Origin of the sequence: Paenibacillus psychroresistens, from assembly GCF_009728935.1 — a bacterium.
Lineage (GTDB): Bacteria > Bacillota > Bacilli > Paenibacillales > NBRC-103111 > Paenibacillus_AC > Paenibacillus_AC psychroresistens.
In genome coordinates, this window is the sequence record NZ_CP034235.1 from 7,061,030 (window position 1) to 7,081,778 (window position 20,749).

The 20,749-nt window shown below is 44.7% G+C and carries 17 protein-coding genes; 4 read left to right on the forward strand and 13 right to left on the reverse strand.

Annotated elements, in window-relative coordinates:
• Positions 1–147: 147 nt before the first annotated feature.
• The 10 genes from EHS13_RS31780 to EHS13_RS31825 all read right to left on the reverse strand — a co-directional run bounded on the left by EHS13_RS31780 (position 148) and on the right by EHS13_RS31825 (position 12,970).
• Entirely contained in the window at positions 148–1,980 is a 1,833-nt protein-coding gene (locus EHS13_RS31780) for an IucA/IucC family protein (protein WP_155704218.1), read from the reverse strand.
• A 1-nt stretch (position 1,981) separates the two neighbouring features.
• Positions 1,982–3,193, reverse strand: a complete 1,212-nt coding sequence (locus EHS13_RS31785; protein ID WP_155704219.1) for a type III PLP-dependent enzyme — start codon at positions 3,191–3,193, stop codon at positions 1,982–1,984.
• The gene (locus tag EHS13_RS31790; RefSeq protein ID WP_155704220.1) at positions 3,193–3,969 is read right to left on the reverse strand and encodes an HpcH/HpaI aldolase family protein; all 777 of its coding nucleotides are present in this window, start codon (positions 3,967–3,969) and stop codon (positions 3,193–3,195) included. The genes EHS13_RS31785 and EHS13_RS31790 overlap by 1 nt, the downstream gene beginning before the upstream one ends.
• Complete coding sequence (locus tag EHS13_RS31795; RefSeq protein WP_155704221.1) at positions 3,966–5,744, reverse strand: IucA/IucC family protein; 1,779 nt, start codon at positions 5,742–5,744, stop codon at positions 3,966–3,968. The genes EHS13_RS31790 and EHS13_RS31795 overlap by 4 nt, the downstream gene beginning before the upstream one ends.
• Complete coding sequence (locus tag EHS13_RS31800; RefSeq protein ID WP_227013627.1) at positions 5,719–7,269, reverse strand: IucA/IucC family protein; 1,551 nt, start codon at positions 7,267–7,269, stop codon at positions 5,719–5,721. The genes EHS13_RS31795 and EHS13_RS31800 overlap by 26 nt, the downstream gene beginning before the upstream one ends.
• Positions 7,270–7,375: 106 nt before the next feature.
• Positions 7,376–8,809, reverse strand: coding sequence for an MFS transporter (locus EHS13_RS31805; protein WP_155704223.1), 1,434 nt, complete (start codon positions 8,807–8,809; stop codon positions 7,376–7,378).
• Positions 8,803–10,161, reverse strand: a complete 1,359-nt coding sequence (locus tag EHS13_RS31810) for a diaminobutyrate--2-oxoglutarate transaminase (RefSeq protein WP_405083532.1) — start codon at positions 10,159–10,161, stop codon at positions 8,803–8,805. The genes EHS13_RS31805 and EHS13_RS31810 overlap by 7 nt, the downstream gene beginning before the upstream one ends.
• A 17-nt stretch (positions 10,162–10,178) precedes the next feature.
• Positions 10,179–11,162, reverse strand: a complete 984-nt coding sequence (locus tag EHS13_RS31815; RefSeq protein WP_155704224.1) for an ATP-grasp domain-containing protein — start codon at positions 11,160–11,162, stop codon at positions 10,179–10,181.
• Positions 11,163–11,368: 206 nt separating this feature from the next.
• Positions 11,369–12,145: a (2Fe-2S)-binding protein gene (locus EHS13_RS31820; RefSeq protein ID WP_155704225.1), complete on the reverse strand. Its 777-nt coding sequence runs from the start codon at positions 12,143–12,145 to the stop codon at positions 11,369–11,371.
• 21 nt (positions 12,146–12,166) lie between these two features.
• Positions 12,167–12,970 carry an ABC transporter ATP-binding protein gene (locus EHS13_RS31825; protein WP_155705594.1) on the reverse strand — a complete coding sequence of 268 codons (804 nt, stop codon included), beginning with the start codon at positions 12,968–12,970 and terminating at the stop codon, positions 12,167–12,169.
• Positions 12,971–13,125: 155 nt separating this feature from the next.
• On the opposite strand from EHS13_RS31825, the gene EHS13_RS31830 reads away from it, so the two are divergent.
• The 4 genes from EHS13_RS31830 to EHS13_RS31845 all read left to right on the forward strand — a co-directional run bounded on the left by EHS13_RS31830 (position 13,126) and on the right by EHS13_RS31845 (position 17,345).
• Entirely contained in the window at positions 13,126–13,809 is a 684-nt protein-coding gene (locus tag EHS13_RS31830; RefSeq protein ID WP_155704226.1) for a hypothetical protein, read from the forward strand.
• 127 nt (positions 13,810–13,936) lie between these two features.
• Positions 13,937–15,211, forward strand: a complete 1,275-nt coding sequence (locus EHS13_RS31835) for a stalk domain-containing protein (protein ID WP_155704227.1) — start codon at positions 13,937–13,939, stop codon at positions 15,209–15,211.
• An 83-nt stretch (positions 15,212–15,294) separates the two neighbouring features.
• Entirely contained in the window at positions 15,295–16,308 is a 1,014-nt protein-coding gene (locus tag EHS13_RS31840) for a FecCD family ABC transporter permease (RefSeq protein WP_193571460.1), read from the forward strand.
• Positions 16,305–17,345 (forward strand): FecCD family ABC transporter permease, encoded by a 1,041-nt coding sequence (locus tag EHS13_RS31845; protein WP_227013631.1) that lies wholly within the window; start codon positions 16,305–16,307, stop codon positions 17,343–17,345. The genes EHS13_RS31840 and EHS13_RS31845 overlap by 4 nt, the downstream gene beginning before the upstream one ends.
• Before the next feature lie 20 nt (positions 17,346–17,365).
• Here the strand turns inward: EHS13_RS31845 and EHS13_RS31850 are convergent, their stop codons facing one another.
• The 3 genes from EHS13_RS31850 to EHS13_RS31860 form a co-directional block, all read right to left on the reverse strand.
• Entirely contained in the window at positions 17,366–18,793 is a 1,428-nt protein-coding gene (locus EHS13_RS31850) for a hypothetical protein (RefSeq protein ID WP_155704228.1), read from the reverse strand.
• Positions 18,794–18,856: 63 nt separating this feature from the next.
• Positions 18,857–19,975, reverse strand: a complete 1,119-nt coding sequence (locus EHS13_RS31855) for a glycoside hydrolase family 88 protein (protein ID WP_155704229.1) — start codon at positions 19,973–19,975, stop codon at positions 18,857–18,859.
• A 37-nt stretch (positions 19,976–20,012) separates the two neighbouring features.
• Complete coding sequence (locus EHS13_RS31860) at positions 20,013–20,573, reverse strand: methylated-DNA--[protein]-cysteine S-methyltransferase (protein WP_155704230.1); 561 nt, start codon at positions 20,571–20,573, stop codon at positions 20,013–20,015.
• Between the last annotated feature and the right edge of the window lie 176 nt (positions 20,574–20,749).

The following is a 20,749-nucleotide window of genomic DNA, read 5'->3' on the forward strand; positions in this document are numbered from 1 at the left end:
CTCCTTTACAGTCTACCTGCTCTATTCTAGCATCTTTCTGATTCAATTGTTATGGAATGAAAGCTGGTCACAAAAAGACGATTGCCCATTCAGGTTCTAGAATGGATAATCGTCTTTTTTGTTAAAGGCTCCTGCTTGAAATCACTGTTATTCAGCTTTAGGTGTCTTAGAATAGAAGGGGTTGTGCCCCACTCCTTTTCCGGAAGGCATAGCTCCCGGCACTCCATCTGCTTCCAGCAATGGTCGGATAATTAACTTCACCGGCCAGGCTTCGTTTTCGAACAGCGCATGGCGCAATACATTTTTATCAGCTTCGGGAATATCGATATTATGTAAAGCTTCTCTTAGCTTCGCCTCTGTAATCTCCCAAAAATGCTTCTCCGGAATATGATAAGACTCTGATAATGCCTCCATGATTGAAGCCAAATTAACTTGCGTGCCCAAAGATTGAATATAGAAAACTAATTTTTCCAGCGTTTCGTTATATAGACTGTTCGAATAACCAGGCCTTATATGATAGCCAGGGTCCTGAATCTGATGCTTATCTAAATAAGGCTGGTGCAAGCGCACGGAATCATGATCTCTAAACAACATACCGCTGACCTTGTTTTTCTTCAAAACCAGACAGCAATTTTGACCGTGTATTTCGGGTACAATCCCGACTTTAAACAATCTCAGCGTAATATCATAGAACATAGCGGCAGCTTCGGTATAAAAGTCGATTACATCTTCTGTGGACAGGTTTCCCCCAAGAATCTCCGTTAGAAAATGATGTTCATTCAACGCCACCCCTAAAGATGCCATTGGGATGATTTTATAACCATCCTGTAAAATTTCTTGCGGGTAAACTCTAACCTGTGCAGCCAAATGTCGAGGATGGTCATCAAAAAGCCCCATATCCGTTGGCATATATCCCCACCAATGCTTCTCTTCACATAAGAAAACTTTATGGGCAAGGGTTTCATCGCAAGCTACGGCCTGCCGAAACATTTTCTCCCCAACAAGCCCGTTTAGCAATTTCACGACTGGCAAATATCGCGCAGCCCCTAAAGATTTCACGCTAATCGGCAGCTTTAGCATATAGGTTGATGCATAAGGTAATGTGAAAGAACGCATCGAAGAAGTCGCCAGGAAATCTCCTGCTTGCGAATCCAAAATGATAATAGTTTTGTCCGCTAATTCTTTTTGGAAATCTGGCAAAATTTTATGCGCCAGCTGCCATGGATGCACAGGAATAATCGTGTATTGTTGTTTCGATATCGCCTTCTGTGTCAATTCATTGTTAATGATCTTCTTTTGCTGAACATTCAACACATCAAGAGCTTCCATTTCATCTTCCGGACATCCTATTACAACCATTGTCTTAGCTATTGCCACCCAATGCAGCTTTGTCTCTTTGCCAAACTCGGCCATATAATTCTGATAGTCCTGCGGTGTAAAACCGATCTTGGCCTTGGACAGCGGATGAAAAGGCCTGTCACGCAAGGATGATATCATTTCACCCTTCACATGCCAGTCGTATGCGGATAGTGGAGTGAAGGAGCTGGGATACGATGCCCGCTCCAAACTTAAGCCTAATTGCTGAATGGTTATAGCCAACCCGTCCAGAAAATCTGTCACGCCTGGGTGCGCATATGCTTCTTCAGATAATGCCTCACGCAATACGACTTGACTGAGCTCGATCGGGGACTGAATTTCGTTCCAGCTATCATTTACTTTCAGATATATAGGCGAATCAGTCATCCATTGATAGCCCTGCCGATAGCTATCCTCGATGAGAAAGCATATCTTACCTACATAAATCAAAGCTCGTTCATATTCAGGATAAAGCTGCTGCGCAAGCTCAGGCACATCTGAAAGCTTCATTGTTGTTTGAGTGTCGAAAACGAAAAATTGTTCGGCAATCCATGCATCCATTAAATCCTTTCTTACCCGCTGTTCGGCAGTTCTGTTCCGGATTTGCGTTATCGATCGGATCATCCTAATTTCCCTCCGTTATATAATAAAATTTGGGATGCGGGTGACCTAAAAAGTCATGATGGGAAATGGTCCAGCAATAGGCGCCTGATTTCTCGAATAGCAGAACATCTCCCACTCGTAATTGTTCCAATTCAGCATCTGTATGAAGCCGATCTTTGGGTGTGCACAGCTCTCCGACAATCGTGACCTTGGCATTGTTTATTTCTGTGCGTTGAAAAGGATATGGCCACCTTGTTGTAGGCACAACGCAGAATGGATGATTATGCTCCCAGGATGCCGGTAACCGATTATGATGCGTACCTCCTCTTAATACAGCAAAAAACTCGTCTTGCGACTGTTTGATATCGACGACTTCCGCAACGTAAAAACCATAATCAGCGACAATAAATCTTCCTGGCTCAAAGAAAAGCTGAGTTTCTCCCAAAGCCCGCAATCCTTCACTCTCAGCCAGCAAAGAGGTAAAAAGCTGCCAATCAAACCCCGGCTTATCATCATAAGAAACGCCAAAACCTCCGCCTGCATTAACAACCTGAACATCTATCCCGTACGACCGTTTCCATTTCTCCACCTTCTGCAAGTAAAACTGAATCATCTCCACATGCAGCTCCGCCTGCAGATTGTTGGATAAGGAATGGAAGTGAAACCCGCTGAAATGAACGTATTGATTATCAGACTCTCTTAGAATCGCGATTGCCTCTTCAATAAAAGCTTCATCCAACCCAAATTGGCTTGGTTTGCCGCCCATCGAAATTTTAGTTTGCGGCAATGTGTTTGTTCTTAAATTAATCCGCAGCAATATTCGAATATGCCGACTCCATGATTTGGCTAAAAGAATGATTTTCCGCAGCTCGAGCAGGCTTTCTACATGAATATAAGCAACGTTTGTTCTAATGGCCATCTCAAGCTCATCATCTTTCTTTCCTGGTCCGCCGAATAAAATCGGCACGCTTTCAGAAATTTTTCTGACTAGCAACAATTCACCAATCGATGCCACTTCAAATCCTTTCACTAATGGCAATAGTGCTTCAATAATTTTCTTGTCTGGATTGGCTTTAATCGCATAAAACAAGCTAGTTTGTTTAGGCATGGTGCTAAGCATATTTTTGACGTGGCTTCTAATGCCCTCTAAATCATACACATAAGCACATATTGGTTTTTCGCTTTGATTATGCCACCAGTGAATCCATTGCTTGATTTGGCTATGGCTATTCATTATTTCCCCTCCATAACGCTTAGATAGTCATCCCTTTTTTGGCGATAAGCCCGGAATGCAGTATTGCGATCATCCCCCAGCACAAAAATATTCACTCCCTTTTCCGCCCACCTGCTATGGCTTTCCAAGCTTCTTGATACGACAGCATATGGCACCTTGCACCGCTGAGACATTTCATATAATAGCTCTAAATTCCTTTGTACCTCGGGATGGTCGGTATCCCAAGGTACAGCAAGCGATTGCGAAAGGTCTGCCGCTCCTTCCAGAACAAAACTGACGTACGGCTCAGACAAGATCGCCTCACTCTGATTTACACCTTCTACGCTTTCGATCATCGGGATGATCATCAGCTCCTCATTCACTTCCGCGATATAATCGGTTAGTGAATATTTCGCATAAGCGCCCGCTCGGCCGCTATTTAAGCTCCTCATGCCGATTGGATGATAATAAGTGTGAAGTACGGCTTCTTCTACTTGATCTCTACACTCCACATTAGGAATTACAATACCTTGGGCGCCGCAATCCAACACTTTCAAGATCTCAATCCGATCCACCTTCGATATTCGCACAAGCGGCGTAATGTCTAATAGCTCTGCAGCGCGAATCATATTTTCAATCGTTTCCATATTCGTCGCTGCATGCTCATAATCAATAATGACAAAATCATATTCGGCATAGCCAATCAGCTCAATCATAATCGGATGCGGTATAGATACAAACAGACCAAATACAGGCTCATTATTGTTTATTTTTCGCTTTAGTTTATTTATTCTCATGCCAAGGCATCCCTTGCCCGCAGCAAAGGGTTTTTCACTTTGCGGAAGTACAATTCGCTATCTCCGTAGATTCGCCGCTTCGTCATTTCTTCAATTAAAGCATCCTCCCCAAATAGATCAAACATTTCAAACCTGTCTTTAAATTCCGGATGATCCTGCTGATAACTCAAAATTGTTGCGGTACATTTGCGCCAGAAATCGGCTTCGCTCAAACCAAATTTTTCAAACGTCAAACAAATGTCAGTCATACAAATGAAAAAGAATGCGTCATAGGTATAGTCCCTAACCTCCGATACCGCTTCCGCCTGAATAAAGGAATATCGGTTAAATTTCCGGTGTGTTTCTGGCTCTGGGTTTAACTTAGGCGCCCAATCCGGCTGCAAAAGCTTGTCAGGCACATAGCGAACACTGTCATGCAAATCTTTAAGAATGATGCTTTTCGGAAAATGATTCTCCACAACCAAAATGATATTTTGCGCGTGAGATTCCAGCGCGATCCCATGAGCGTACAACAAGTGGATGATCGGAAGCGTCACCGTCCTAATCAGCGCATCGCTCCATTTATCCACCCCATACTGCTCAATCGCCGCTTGAATAAACGGCACTCCATTTTTCTGAGTAAGCAGCAGTGCATTTAATGGCCATGCTTCCTCCTGTTCATCCAGATAGGTCGACACATTTTCCCTGTAAATTGCCCCAAGCATTCCATAGGCTGAACGATACTGAATCGGGGACAGCTGATCGTATCGGAAGGACATACCCATGACTTCTTTTAAAATATGAACCCTTTCCTGCTGCAACAGCCTGTCGTTCTGAATAATTTTGCTCAGCCAGTCGCTTATCCGTGGTGCATTCTGCGTGGTGTGATGTGCGAGAATACGACTCGTTGAAGTATTCGTTATACTCAGCGCCAGCTTAATATAGGCGGCAGCCGCATTACCCCGATGAGCCAATGTTCGGATCGACTGTTGTGCTCTATATGGACTACTCGATGTGCCTAGATGCAAAATATCTTTATCCCGCAGATGCTGAACGAAGATAGATTGCATGGGATGCTCCCATTGCCAAGGATGCACGGGAAAGAATACATACTTTTTATCGTTGCTGCCCTTCTCCTTTATTACAAGATTGAATTTGAGTCTATCTTCTTCCGTTAGATGCTGCTTATAAATTTCATCCAATGATTCCTCATCAGAAAGTGAAACATCTGCCCACATCTCACTTACCGCGATCCACTGTAAAGAAACCTCCTGGTTAAACTCAGGACCGTAAGCATAGTTGTCTTTCAACGAAAATCCGAGTCTTGATTTGTAGCTGGGATGATACGGATGACCGTCGACCATATGACTTTCCAAGGCTTCATAATGCTGATCTTGATCTGGAATCCGGGCTGGCTGGAATTCCTTGGACTGGGTATCCTTCGCTAAGGTTTCCAGCAATTCATGAATAAAAGAAGTCGTGTGCGCCCCTGCCAATTGGTTCTGAATCACTTCTTCAAGGAAGACATATAAGCTGGTACATGGCTCAGCTTTTCGTTTGATCGAGTTTTTGACGATTTTCACTCTGCCGAAAGACCATTTTTCAGCGGCTTCGCATGAATACTCAACTATGTTCCCATCTACCGTTTTCCCAGTGAATGACCACTCTTTTTCATTTGGGACAATGCTAATGATTTCTTCGAATAGAAGGGATTCCATCGTCTGCCGTATGATTCTCTCTGTTACCTCATCAAAGGCAGTCCGCTGTTCTTTATCTAGATAGCTTACTTGTTTCATTTGCTTCACTCCCAATACGCTTCATGATATTGTCCACCTGAACATAAGATGGCTTCTCGCTATTCCCTGCAAGGCAGCTCATCAGATTCTTTTTTGCATAAAAAACGTTTGCCGTTAGTAAATGCAGGACATATTCGTTCCTGCTTTCTTCATATTCTTGCTCAAGAGCTTCGCGCACAATTCTCCAAAAGTGTTCTTCTTCTACTCCTACTCCACTAGCCATGGCATGTATCAATGAGCCTAAATGATTCACCACAAAATAGTATGTCGTGCGCGCCCAGGCTTCTTCCTTGGAATAGAAAAGAGCTCCCGTTGTATCCAAATTCGCTTCAACCTTTTCCCTATTCACACTAACGCCTTCCAAATCCCTAATAATAAAAGTATGGGGCATGCCGTTCTGAATGGTTAATAAAGTGTTCTGCAAATGCGCTTCAAAATGAATCCCTTTCTCTTCCGCTATGCGGACGATCGGCAGCAGGGATATCGCCAAATATTGCTGGAACCATGGATCGATTTGGCGATAATCCATCAACGAAAATAAGCGAGGCAATGCCCCTTGCATGGGAGCCTCAACCAGACTAGACAGTACATAGGTCGAGGTTTCATCGAACTCAATTGGACGATAAGCGACTGCAAACAATTTCGTCCATTCATCATTCTCAAAGTGACAGGTGCAGACGCCTTTTTCATAGGCAATTCGAGTAGACCGATCTTTGTCGAAACAATTGCTTTTCAACAGGTAATTGGCCGCATCCAGGGTTCTTCGCATTTGTTCCCTGTTGTTGTTTCTCATCATATTGGTGATCTGAATATTTAACGACAGCTTCAGGTTGCAGCTCATTGCTGGAATAAACACAGTTCGTACCGAAGATGTCGGATAGGACAACGGACCGCAGCTTCCAAGGAAAATGATTTTCCCCGCCTGAATATAGTCCTTCACGGCGTTAATGGTTTGAACATGCTCATATTGCCAAGGGTGAATCGGCAAAATTTCATATCCATCCCTTTTTTCTTGCAGTTTGCGTTGCGCATGGTTTAAGACACTTTCGTGCAGCTCCATTCGTTTCTGTCCCAATACCCATTCTTCTCGAAAGACATCCTTCCTTACAGCCAAATAGCAAAGCTGAAAAGAAACATGAAGCTCCGGACAAAACTTCCGCACGTCATCCTCGGAAAAACCTAGTGTGTTTTTAGGAAATGGATGCAAAGGATGCCCATATAGCAAGGATTGTTCGGATGACAGATAATCCCGAATCGGCTCATGGATCGAATTCTCTAAGAATAAGGCCATATTTCGAAAGCTGTTAGCCATTTTATTGGAAAAATTGCTCGCCTTCTCATCCGTAATGAACGAATGCTGCTGTCGGATTTCTTTCACGATCCATTCTACTAAATCAGCGTAGTCCAACCCCTGTCCGTGATTTACGGAAAAATATTCGTATTCATGCTCACTAATAGCTGAATAGTAGGAAAGCTTGCCAGAGAGGGAGACTTCACTCGCCGGGAAGTAAAACACATAAGTCATTTCTTGAAGGTTCGTTGCAAAAAAAGTAGTATTCTCACAACAAAACTCTCTGATATAACAATTTAATAAGGTCTTGCATGTATGCCTATTGGCTTGCGACTGACTCTTAAGCCACTGTGTTTTTTCCGTTTGCAACAACGATATCCTCTCTCTTCCTGTTTAGAAGTGACACAAGCGGCAAGGTAAGTATCATTAAAACTCCTAGAATGATGCATTCTTCTTTTAGTATCGTCCATTTCGCATGCTCGGCGAGCTCTCCCGATTGCACGACCATTTGCCAGCGAACGTCATAATACAAGCCTAATAACATGATGGCGAATGACGAGGTCAGCCGTTGTATCGTATTCGATAACGCCGACCCCTCATGTAAATCTTCTTCCTGCAACGAATTTAGCCCAATTGCTGTCACCGTCATATCGGACAAACCATTGCCGATTCCTCTCAATGACATAAGAAGGAGCAGAACAATGAATGAAACTCCTTGTGGGACAAATGCAAATGCCAATACCGAAACCGCTATGCACCCAATGCCATAAGCGATAAATTTCAGAGACTTGCCTGAATCAACCAAGCTGCCGCCAACCCAAACGAATAAACTCGTAAATAGAGCTGTTGGAATAAACATGGCACCGGTCATTGAAGGCGATAAATGAAGCACCTCTTGAAAGATTAACGGAAGTACGAAAATCACGCCAAACATCACGGCATCCTGGATCGCAGAAATCAGCAGCGCTACTGTATACACGGGATTGCGCTTCAATAAGCTGTACCGAATTAAAGGTTCTTCCTTGACATTCTCTTTACGAATAAAGCTAACTAGTGTTGCTGCCCCCAATATAAGGAGTACATAAGGTATCCAGCTGGGAACAGTTGGATTTGAGAACATTTGTATCCCCAAACTTAGCGATGCAATGCCTAGAACCATCAAAGTAATTCCTTGCAGATGCAGAGTTTTTCTGCGGACCGGCGGGTATTGTTTAATTTGCGTACAGCATAACAGGAATGAAAAAAGTGCAAAAGGAACATTGATCCAAAATAGATATTTCAGCTCTCCGAACTGAATAATCGCGCCTCCGAGTGTTGGGCCGATAGCTGGAGCGATCATCAACAGAATTCCCCATGCGCCAACCACTCTTCCCCGCACTTCTTTGCCGTAATAATCGAACAGCAGCACCAATGACAAAGGAATCATCAATCCAGCCGCGATACCATGCATCACCCGCACCAATAACACGATTTCGATATACTGGCTGAACAAGCCGCCTAATATTGAAAACAAGCCATATAAACCAATGCCAGCAATATAGGTTTTTTTCCTGCCTAAACGATCGACCACAAGCGAAGTCAGCGGCATTGTAATCGTCATCGCCAGAATATACAGGATGATAATCCAGCTGCTAAATGCAGTGGGTATCCCATACATTTCAACGAAGCTCGGCAGCAAAATATTAAAAGCGCTATTCGTCAAAACCAGTGAAAATGCGCCGAGAAGGACGGCAAGTAAAACAGAATGCTTCTTAAGGCCGGATACGATTACCATTTATATCGCAATGCTTCAATAGCTTCAACAACAGATTGCTCAAAAATAGCTAAAACTTTCGTTGTTTCATCTGCTGTAATCGTCAATGGCGGCAAGAAACGCAGTACGGCCGAGCGGCGCCCTCCGACTTCGATAATGAGACCGTTCTGAAAGCACCTATCCTGAATTTTCGTTGCCAATTCTCCATTTGGTGGATAATGCTCAAGGCGGTCTTTGTTGCCTTGCGGATCTACAATTTCGACTCCAATCATCAAGCCTCTTCCGCGAACATCACCGATCTCTTCGTGTTTCTCCTTCAAGCGATTAAGCACTTCAAATAATTGATCAGAACGTTCTTTGACATTATCCAGCACATTGTTTTCCTTAATAAATTTCAATGTCGCAAGCCCTGTCGCCATGCCCAGCTGATTACCGCGGAATGTACCTGTATGTGCGCCTGGTTTCCATAGATCCAATTCTTCTTTATAAATCATAACCGACATAGGCAAGCTGCCCCCAATCGCTTTCGAACAAATAATCACATCCGGAATGATCCCGGCATGCTCGAAGGAAAACATTTTGCCAGTTCTGCCGATGCCTGTTTGGACCTCGTCTATAATTAAGGGAATTCCTCGCTCAGCCGTGATGCGCCGTAATTCTCGCAGCCATTCAATATCAGCCGGAATCGCTCCCCCTTCGCCTTGAACAGTTTCAATAATCACACCGCAAGGAGCCGCAATACCGCTCTCACAATCATCCAATAAATTCTCTATATACTGAATACTGATCTGGGCAGTCATCCCTCCACCTATACCGAATGGGCAACGATATTCATAGGGGAATGGCAAAAAGTGAACATCCGGCAGCAAGCTTTGCAGATGCTGTTTCTTGCTCAGGTTGCCGCTCATGGACATTGTTGCTTGCGTCGAGCCGTGGTAGCCGCCATGAAAGGCCAGAATAGATTTGCCTTTGGTTGCGTTCTTAACGAGCTTGATCGCTGCTTCCACACCATCCGCCCCAGTCGGTCCACAAAACTGTATTTTGGCATGGCCTCTTAACTCTTTAGGTAAAATAGAGAAAATTTCCTGGATGAAAGCTATTTTTAGTGGTGTTGCTAAGTCCAATGTATGTAACGGGATTTGCTTATCCAGAACATCCCTTATTGCTGCAATGATGACATCATGATTGTGGCCGAGAGCTAATGTACCTGCACCTGCCAGGCAATCATAATACTGCTTTCCTTCTGTATCCGTTATGATCATGCCTTTTGCTTTCTGGATAACAAGGGGGAAACGAACCGGATAAGATTTAGCATTGGACTCCAAGTCATTCTGCAGCTGTAAATATTCATTCCCGGTCTCTATGGAAATCATAGTGGAACACTCCTTTTTTATTCTTCGAATAAGTATTGCAAATAAATCTCGAACACATCAGGAGAAGACCCTTGAAAGAAAAGGTGCGGATCGATCATATCCGGCAAAGCGTTTACTTCAAGGATCGCCCCATTTGCCTCATCGAGCGGAAGAGTTATATCTTTACAACGTATATCGATACCGGCAACATCAATGTTCAATGCGTTTGCCGCTTCAATCGCAATATTCGCGTTGAATCGACAAATAAGGGCAGATTGATCCATCACGATTTCACTTATCTCGTCCGCCAGAATATTACCAGTTGAGAACAGCTCCAGCCGATTCCCTTGCTCCAGAATATCTGCAACAGCTTTACCTTGCCCCTTAAGGTGCATGAGCAAATGCTGCGACTCAAGCTTTATTGTTTGGAATGATCCGGTTTCTCCTACGCTATTGCGTCTCAATTGATCCACATTCAGCTCGTGAATCAGCTGCTCAATCGTTGAGCGTCCGTCTCCTTCGATAAATGCCGGTCGATATTCCAAGACACCTATTACCTTTCCAGCTATTACCAGCACGCGATAGTCAGTGCCTTCGACATATTTTTGAATCATTACTTTTTCACTATAAAGGCACGCTGTCTTAATGGCATGGACTAATTCGTCTTCTTTTCGGATGCCCAAGGTAACTCCAAGACTGCGGCTTGTATCCAAAGGCTTCACAATCACTAACCCATATGCTTTTAAAAAAAGCTTCGCCTCTTCGTTCGTTTCGGACACCACGATATAATCCGGCACAGGCAATCCGCGTCTTCTTAGCAGCAGATTGGAAGCATCTTTATTCTTGGCTAATAAACCCGCCATTAAGGACATTTTGTGGGTTCTTGTCTTATTGATAATAATGTTCTTACCCTGATACGATAGCTCTATAAAATCTTCACACCCTGGAATTAACGGTTTGCAAACAATCCCCATTTCCCTCGCTTTGTTTAGAATTAGTTTATTATGCGTATTTTTAACCATATGCTAATTCACAACACCCCTCCCGACGACAGCAGGATAATCTGCACTTTCCGTCTAATTGATAATGATTTTCAGTATCATTACGAGTTATATCATAATAAATTGCGATGCATCCTGTCAAACACTTTCATTTTTGTATAATTGTGTATCGAAAAAAAGCACTTCGTTTCCAGTGGAAACAAAGTGCTTTTTAAAATCCATATGAGCTATCCTATGGAAACCGGTTCATGTTTTATTTTGGGGCAGGTTGGGCAATAATCTTCAGGCTCATCTGATGCCTGGTAGTAATAGCAGCATGTTTTACGAATACGGATTGGCTCAGCTGAGGCGAGGGTTACTTGTTTTGGGGTATTAAATTTGGCTAGCGGATTGGTTTTTTCTCCAAAAAGATGAGCCGGTGCATCATTAATTAGATACTCAAAATCATTTTGAATACGCAATAATTGATCGTCGCTAGCTCCCTCTCTAAATGTGTTCTCATACAGCCAATACACATAGATGGCCGTATTTTCCCATAAAATAGCCTTTGATATATGGGCTGACTTGGAAATGGATCGCCATGCCTTGTCAATGTTCTCGGCAAAGATACTGCGAATGACTTGATCTCGCCATTCATTCCGATTGCCTTCATCGGGCTGAGAGACTTGCATATTGCTCAAACGTACCTTCGGTAGCCAAGCCTGGCCTTTATAAATGGATTCGATATGGCAATTCCCAATCGAATAATCCATCCCCTTGCTAAACGAACTCATCGCATACAAGCTGGAAGCAATGGTCAAAAAGCTGTATCTTTTGGCAAACAACGATGCGGTAGCAGCTTCTGTTGATGCTTCGAATATGCTTGATACCTTGTCCAAATAATCCAGGCACTTGTCTTTGTCCAATAAATCAATCGCAGAAATAGAGAACCTTCGCTCTAGAGATGGTTCTAGCGTCAATCGATAATCTTTAACTAATTGATCCATTTCTTGTGGTTTAAACATAAATGCCCTCGTTTTTCCTATTTACGTTATAATTCTTCCCTTGCCATGCGGTACACAAAGCGGAGTTCCGTATAGTGGATCCTTAATCACATTCGATTTCATATTGAAAACAGCTTCGATCAAATCAGCAGTCACAACTTCCTCTGGTGATCCTTCTGCATAAACCTTTTGGTCTTTGATAGCCACAATACGATGTGCATAGCGACAAGCGAGATTAATGTCATGAAGGACCATAACAATCGTGCGCCCCTCACTTACATTAAGGGAATATAACAGATCGAGCGCCTCGATTTGGTGTGCCAGGTCCAGATAAGTTGTAGGTTCATCCAGCAGTACGATATCTGTACCTTGCGCCAATACCATCGCAATCCATGCACGCTGCCGTTGCCCGCCAGACAGCGAATCCACTGTCCGCTCCGACAGCTCAGTCAATCCTGTCGTCTCCAAGGCTTGACGCACATTGCGTTCGTCTTCTTTAGACCATTGCTGTAACCAGCTTTGATAAGGATACCTTCCTTGTTTGACAAGCTGAAGGACAGTCAATCCTTCTGGTGCAGTAGGTCCTTGCGGCAGCAGCGCCATCCGTTTCGCCACTTCCTTAGTAGGCAGCGAGGCAATACTATGTCCCTCTAGCAATACGTTACCCTTCTGTGGCTTAAGTAACCGCGCCATCGTACGCAGAAGCGTCGATTTGCCACAGCCGTTGCTTCCGATAAAAGCTGTGACTTTGCCTTTCTCTATAGACAGATGCAAATCTTGAAATACAAATTGATTTCCGTAGCCGATTGATAAGTCACGAGTTTCCAATGCGTTCACACCGAACATCCCCTTTAATTGCCATTTTAAATTAAATTTAGCTACATTGTCAATGAGACTGATTCTTATTATCAAAATAATGATTGATAATAATTTCCTTTTCCTATAGAATAGCCTAGCACGTTTAGAAGTATTTTTGCAGTAAAAATAGAGGAGGACTCCCAATGAAAAGATTATTCATCATCGCATTCGCAGTAGCACTGTGCCTAATGGCGGGCTGCAGCTCATCTCCGTCTTCAACTAGATATACAAAGATAGAGGAACAAACGATTAAACCAAGTGAAATACCAAATGAATCTCCCTTACAAACGGAAAAGCCGCAAACGGATATTCAAGCTGATTCAGCGAGTATAGCGCCAACTCAACAAATCGAGGAAATTAAGGAAATAGAGGAAAAATTACCAGAGAAGACGAGTGCGCCAACCATCAAACCGACCAAGTCCCAAACCATACAGGCTGCTAAGAAGAGTAACGAATCCATAGGCAAAGCTGTAACAAGCTCGATTATGGACAAAAGCACGAAACAAGCCACTCAGAAAGCCCCGGAAGCCGATCAATTAAAAAAGTCCATCGAACAGATCCGAGCGCTTATTAAAGACTTAAAGCAGCTTGCGGAAACCAACGATTCGACGAAGATGAAAAGCGTTTCCTTGCAAATCGTGCAGAATTGGGAAGGGATGAAGGCTGACGTAGCAGCTTCCTACCCGGACATGGTCGACTTTCTGCAAGATAAAATAGTTCTATTAAACGAGTTGCAATCCGGTGAAATAATTGACCCTAAGGTGATGCTGCAGCTAGATTACGAGCTATATCAAGCATTCCGCCAGCTGGCCGATAAAATCGGCTAATGAAGGACTTGCAGGGTTTTTTGGAAAATTATTCTTGACAACTGTAAGAGAATCGTTTTATATTCATTCTTAATGATAATGATAATCATTATTGTAATAGAGAATTGAAAGGTGGATTTATTTCCCCATGCTAAAGTCAAAAATACGCACGATTGCCTTATCCCTATCTATCCTGCTAGCCGTCGTTTCCGTTCCGATAGCTTCTATCGCAGCCGAAACACCTGTCAAAGTTGTACTAGACGGTCAAGAACTCAGTTTTGATGTCCAACCGCAAATAATCAACGGCTTCACGATGATTCCTTACAAAGCGTTAGCATCCAAAATTGACGCCACCGTTAGCTACGAACCGACAACGAAAGAGGTTACTGTGAAGAGGGGCAATACGAATGTAGTATTGACTCTGGGCAGCGACCAAGCGACTATAGATGGTAAATCCGTAACTCTCGGTACCAAAGTTGTCGCGATAAACGGCAGCACTCTCGTTCCACTCCGCTTCCTAGGCGAAACATTCGGCCTGTGGGTCAACTGGAACAACAGCACGAAAACAGCCAGTATTGAAACAAAACGCACAATCACCGACGCCATGGGAGTAACGACGCTCACATCTGTTCCGAAACGCATCGTTGTCCTTGTTAATGGCATGGTCGACATTACGTTGACTTTAGGCGTCAAACCCGTAGGTGCTGTAGAATCATGGGTGCAAACACCTTGGTATCACTATCTTCGAGCGGACATGGCCGGTGTTAAAAGTCTTGGCAGTGAGCTCCAGCCGAACATCGAAGCGATCGTTGCCTTGAAACCGGATCTGATTATCGGAGCGAAAACTCGTCACGAGAAAATTTACAGTCAGCTTTCCGCAATCGCCCCTACTGTCTTCGTAGGACAATTATTTGAATGGAAACAGAATATGGACTTAGCTGCGCAAGCATTCAATAAAGAAGCTACAGCCACAACATTCATGAACGATTGGAATACACGGGTAGCTGACTTTAAAGCCAAAATAGGCAGCCGTGCCAATACTGAAGTATCGCTTGTTCGTTTCTTCGACGACAATTCAGCCCGTATCTATATTACTGGCTTCGCAGGTTCCATTCTTGCTGAGCTTGGTCTGAGCCGACCGGCAGCACAGCAAGTTCCCGGAAAAGTTTTCATCGATCTTGATTCACAGGAGCAGATTCCGCTTGCTGAAGGCGATGTCATCTTCGACATTACATCCAGCAACCAAGGTGGAGACGAGTTCAAGACTCAAGAGGAATGGCAGAAGAGTCCGCTATGGACCAATCTCAAAGCCGTCAAAAACGGTAAATATTATAAGGTGAACGACATCACATGGAACTTATCCGGCGGGGCAACAGCCGCAAAAATGGTGCTTGACGACCTGTACTTCTACTTCGATCTATAAAATTCGTATACATTGCGATATATTAGAATGGGCCGTATTATCAGGCTCATTCTTTTATGTGTCACGAGACTGGAGCGTCGATCATGGAAAGGTTGTTTACCGGAAGCCTGTCTAAGGCTGTCGGTCTTATTATTGGAATTATCGTTATGCTTGCATGCATATTTGCCAGTATGGCTTACGGCTTCACCTCTATCAAGTGGTCTGATGTTTACTATTCATTCACACAATACGACAGCACTTCAACCGCTCACATTATCGTGCAAACATCGCGATTCCCGAGAGCGTTAACAGCAGCAGTTATTGGAGCGAGCTTAGCCATTGCTGGATCGTTGATCCAGGGGCTAACGAGAAACCCGCTTGCTGATCCCAACATACTCGGCATCAACTTCGGCGCATCATTCATGGTTGTGCTCTTCGTCACTACCCTGTCTGTAACTTCACTACCGATTCTTACAGGCGTTTCTTTCTTTGGTGCAGGAATCGCTGCGATTGCGGTTTATTTGCTGGGATCCCTTGGGCGAGACGGCTTGACACCAGTGAAGATCATACTAGCGGGTGCCGCGATAAGTGCCTTGTTCTCTTCGTTCACGCAAGGGATGCTCGTACTGGACGAGCAAGGCTTGGAGGAGGTCATGTTCTGGCTAACCGGTTCCGTCGCGGGCAGATCGCTCGAGATGCTGAAATTCGTATTGCCTATCATGGGGGCTGGTTGGCTATCTGCGTTTGTGATCGCGAGGCATATGAATGTACTGACGATAGGCGAAGATACGGCGCAAGGGCTCGGGCAACGGACGCTGCTAGTAAAGCTTGCTGTCGGACTAATTATTATCGTACTCGCTGGCAGTTCTGTTGCAGTTGCAGGACCTGTAGGTTTTATTGGATTGGTCGTACCTACAATCGCCCGTCAGTTTGCTGGCAATGACTATCGTTGGATCATTCCATACAGCGCAATTATCGGTGCCATTATCGTTCTCGCAGCCGATGTTGCTGCTCGTTTTGTCATTTGGCCATCTGAGCTTCCGGTCGGCGTCATGACTGCGATCATCGGCATCCCGGCATTCATTGCGATCGCCAGAAAGGGGATCGTTAATAAGTGAAGAATCTCACACAAATTCGATTCGATAAAGTCCCTATCTCTTTTTTGCTCCATAAGAAATCATTAATGATTACATGTTTGCTTATCATCGCCAGTGTTGCGGCATTTCTGCTGAGCGCTGGGCTCGGGGATATGCGGATTCATCCGTTTGATGTCATTAGGGCGATGTTCGGGAGTGGTACGGAAGAGCATAAGCTAGTGGTTCAGACGATCCGCCTTCCGAGAATAATAGCTGCATTTCTCGTTGGCGCCGCACTCGCGGTAGCCGGAGCCATCTTGCAGGGCATTATCCGCAACCCGCTTGCTTCACCGGACATCATTGGCATCACGAGTGGCGCTTCCGTCGCGGCGGTCGCCTTCATCAGCTATTTATCAGGAACGGTAAGCATCGTATGGCTGCCGGTCGCCGCGATAGTAGGTGCTGGCATCACTTCGATCGTCATTTATATGCTTGCCTGGAAGAATGGTGTGACAGCCATCCGTCTCGTGCTAATCGGGATCGGAATGAACTTCCTGCTAGCATCTTTAACCAAGGTGATGCTTGTTACTAATCCGATTTATACATCGTCGCAAGCTTATGTATGGCTTACCGGCACCGTGTACGGCACCGATTGGAGCATCGTATGGATGCTTGTACCCTGGGTAGCGGTGTTTATTCCAATCGCTTTCATCTTCGCCAGAAACGTGAACGTGCTTCAGCTCGGCGACGAAATCGCAGCTGGCGCAGGAAGCGCCGTCCAGCGACAACGGTTCACATTGCTCATGATCAGTGTTGCTTTGGCCGGAGCTGCCGTATCCGTTGGCGGGGCGATTTCGTTCGTCGGACTTATCGCACCTCATATGACCCGGAAACTCATAGGGCCTTCATTCGGCGGTGTTCTACCTGTTTCGGCTCTGATCGGCGGATTAATCGTCATCCTCGCTGACACGGTAGCGCGAACGGCTTTCTTGCCTTACGATATCCCGGTCGGGGTGTTTACCGCCGGAGTCGGCGCACCTTTCTTCATCTATTTGCTGTATCGCAATCGGAATTTATAACCACTTATCTGCACTTGGGTTCATTCCCACAAACCCAGATAAGGCACAGTTGCGATACTGCTAACATCCATATTACTAGCAACGATAGAGTCGGCTTTTAAATAAATGCCTTCATCCGTTTTGACGAATACAGGCTGGGTCGGAAACAAAAAATGCTCTGGCAGCTTACGTTCTCCGCCCACCCATCCAGTATCGCGTCCAAAAGTAACCTCATCCTTACGGCCAATCAGCTTATAGACATCTTGCCAATAATAATCATTAATTGCCCAATGTTCGTCATCCTCTACCCACATGCATTGATCACCTAGCAGAACGGACATCCGACGATTGGGCTTTTCAAGGCCTTCAGCCATGTTCTCATCCAGTCCATGACGATGTAATAAGTAGTACAAATCATGTGTGTGCCAAGCTGAGCTTGGGGCAACATCCGCTTCATTCTGCCAGCCGGTTGCTGAAGCGAAATAACCTCTTGGTGTTTGATAAAAAGCATAGGTCTCATCACATTCTTCTAGAAACCGAGCCATTTCCTCGTCCTCTGAATGTGCTAAATAGCACTCAATGCCGTAGAGCGACATCCCCATTCCTGCGATAAGCATAGGACCGTTCATCTTTCTCCACTCGGCCCCCGCGAGCAACCACATGCGATGAAATCGTTTCTGCCCCCTATGATCGTTCCAAGCACAGCGAACAACATGACGACATAGTGCACCGGCATGCTGCAAGTATTTGGGATCTCCAAACATTTCGTAAGCCAATACCAAAGGGGCTATCATCAACCCATAATATTCCGCAGGCTCAATAATCGTTGCATCCCCCAAATATCGGTAAGTCGCTTCACAATCTTGATCGGGAATTCCGCTGATATGATAATGCTCGATCATAAAGTTCAAATTGTTTTGGATGTCGCCGGACCAAGGTGAATCTGGAAATGCCGCTTGAAATAGCAGCTTTCCCCACAAACGACAGTACTCCTGATTGCTAATATTCCTCGTTTCTTTGAAAGGATAAATCACATCACAAGCGTTTAAATTGCGCAACATTGCCTTTCGAATGCTTTCCAACGCTTCAGCCGGTAACCACGAACGCCCGTTTATCGCCGTAAGCCCCAAAGCGACGTTTGGCATCATATTATGTATTAATCCCTGATTTAACATCTCACCAACCTGAAAACCAATGTGCTTGTATTGCCCGTCTTCTTGGAACCGAGACGTTTGAAACTGAATCATTTGCAGCACTTGGTCTTTAAGCCTTGGATCCCCTTGTTCAGCAGCAATTCGGCAGAAAGCAGCCATTAACGGACTGGCCCAAGTGCTGTGTCCACTTGTGAAATCAGCCCACCGGTATGGGTTGGAGCCCCATACCGAATGATTATGAAAGCCGTGAATAGCCCCATCTTCTTGTAACCATGATGCCAACCAGTTTCCCAATGCACTTACATTCGGTTTCATCGAATTCTTCCCCCTTCAAAATTCATAGATTAATTTTGTTGGCGCTCAAACATTTTCCTTTGATTACCAGAACAACTCCGTACGTCCACGCAGCTTCGTAATAGCTTCCGCAAAGAAATAGTCACCATAAATGATTGGTACATTCACAAAGGTTCTCTTCGGAAAATTGGCTGTTGCTTTTGTAATAATCCCTTCCTCATCATCATCCCATGAGGCATAATGTTCAATTAAAATGCGTAAAATTCGCTTCGCTGCTTCTTCGTATTGTTGAACTTCATCCTTAGGGACAAATCGGCTGATTTCCAACAATCCGCTTGCTGCACAAGCAGCTGCTGACGTATCGTATGCCAACTCTTCCTCCTCTGGGGCACGAAAGTCCCAGTATGGCGCACGATCCGCGGGCATATTCGCTATGAAGAAATCGGCAACATGTTTTGCCGCATTCAAGAATCTAACATGACCGGTATATCGGTAGCTTAACGCCATCCCATACAACGCCCAAGCCGTACCGCGTGACCATGCCGAATCTGGGGAAAAACCTTGCCCTCCTCTGTCTTCGATTCTTTCTCCAGTTTCAGGATCAAAACATACAATATGATGGGAAGAACCGTCTAGGCGAATAAATTCACGCAGAACGGTGTCCGCATGAGCAACAGCGATATGGCGGAAGCGCGGGTCGTTGGTCGTTTCACTTGCCCAATAAAGCAATGGCAAATTGAGCAGGCAATCGATAATCGCCCAGCCTTGCTGGTTCTCACCATTCCATGCTCGAATAAACTGTCCCTTGGCATTATATCGTCCAGCAAGATGACTAGCTGCCATCAGCCCACGTCGTTTCGACATCTCTGTGCCAACAAGCTTATATTGGGCTACCGAAGATAAGCTCCACATGAAGCCGACATCATGATGCAGCTTTTCATATTCTAATAAAGGCTCGTCCATCTGATCTTCACAGGATACAGCGATCTTAAGCAAATCTTCATTGCCATTCTCTCTATAAATAAGCCAGAGCAGTCCGGGCCAGAATCCTGATGTCCACCAATCTGCCGATTCCGCAATATACTTTCCGTTCAGAGAAGCATAGGGGAAAGTGGCTCCAATTCGCTTGCTTGATTTCTCTACTTTGGCAACAACTTTACCCCAAGCTTCTTCAATCCACTGTTCCCTCAAGCCAACTTCCATTTCTTATCCCCCCGTACAATTCATACCCGATTATTAATTAAAACAGAAAGCGTGTATGCCCTTTTTTAGTAAAGTCATTAAACCCTTCCATTTGAAGCAACTCTTCTTTCATCTGCAGACGGCCTCGGAATCCGGTAAGTGCTGCATTCTTGCCGATGACACGATGGCATGGAACTACGATGGGTATGGGATTAGCGCCATTCGCTGCTCCTACAGCTCGGATCGCCTTAGGACTGCCCAAAGCTTCCGCAAGCTCCGAATAACTCCGAGTTTGGCCGTAGGGGACACGGGTTAGTGCTTCCCAGACAGAAATTTGAAATGCTGTTCCTCGAAAATCAATCGGGAAAGTGAACTCTTTGCGTGTTCCCTCAAAATACTCCTGCAGCTGGTAAATATATTCCGATAGCAGATTAGGGTTTTGGATCAGGTTTGCGTTGGGTATTTTTTTATCGACCCATGTTCTCAGCGTTTCGAATGATTCGTTCGGCAGGGTGATTAAGCATAAGCCTTGCTTTGTAGCGGCTAGATAGAGCGGCCTGTTCTGGAAAATCAGATGTACCCAGGTCCCCCAATACACTTCTATTTTAGTTCTGCCCATTAGCCCGTAATCCCTTCTGAAATAACTTCCTTTTTGAGTAAATATGTTTACAGCTATTCACTCTATAATAGTAGAATATTGAGATACATGCTATAAGCGACTCCTACCACTCAGATGAGTTATATGGATTTTCTCCCGTTAATAAATGGATTCAGATAGGTTTTTACGATTTAGAT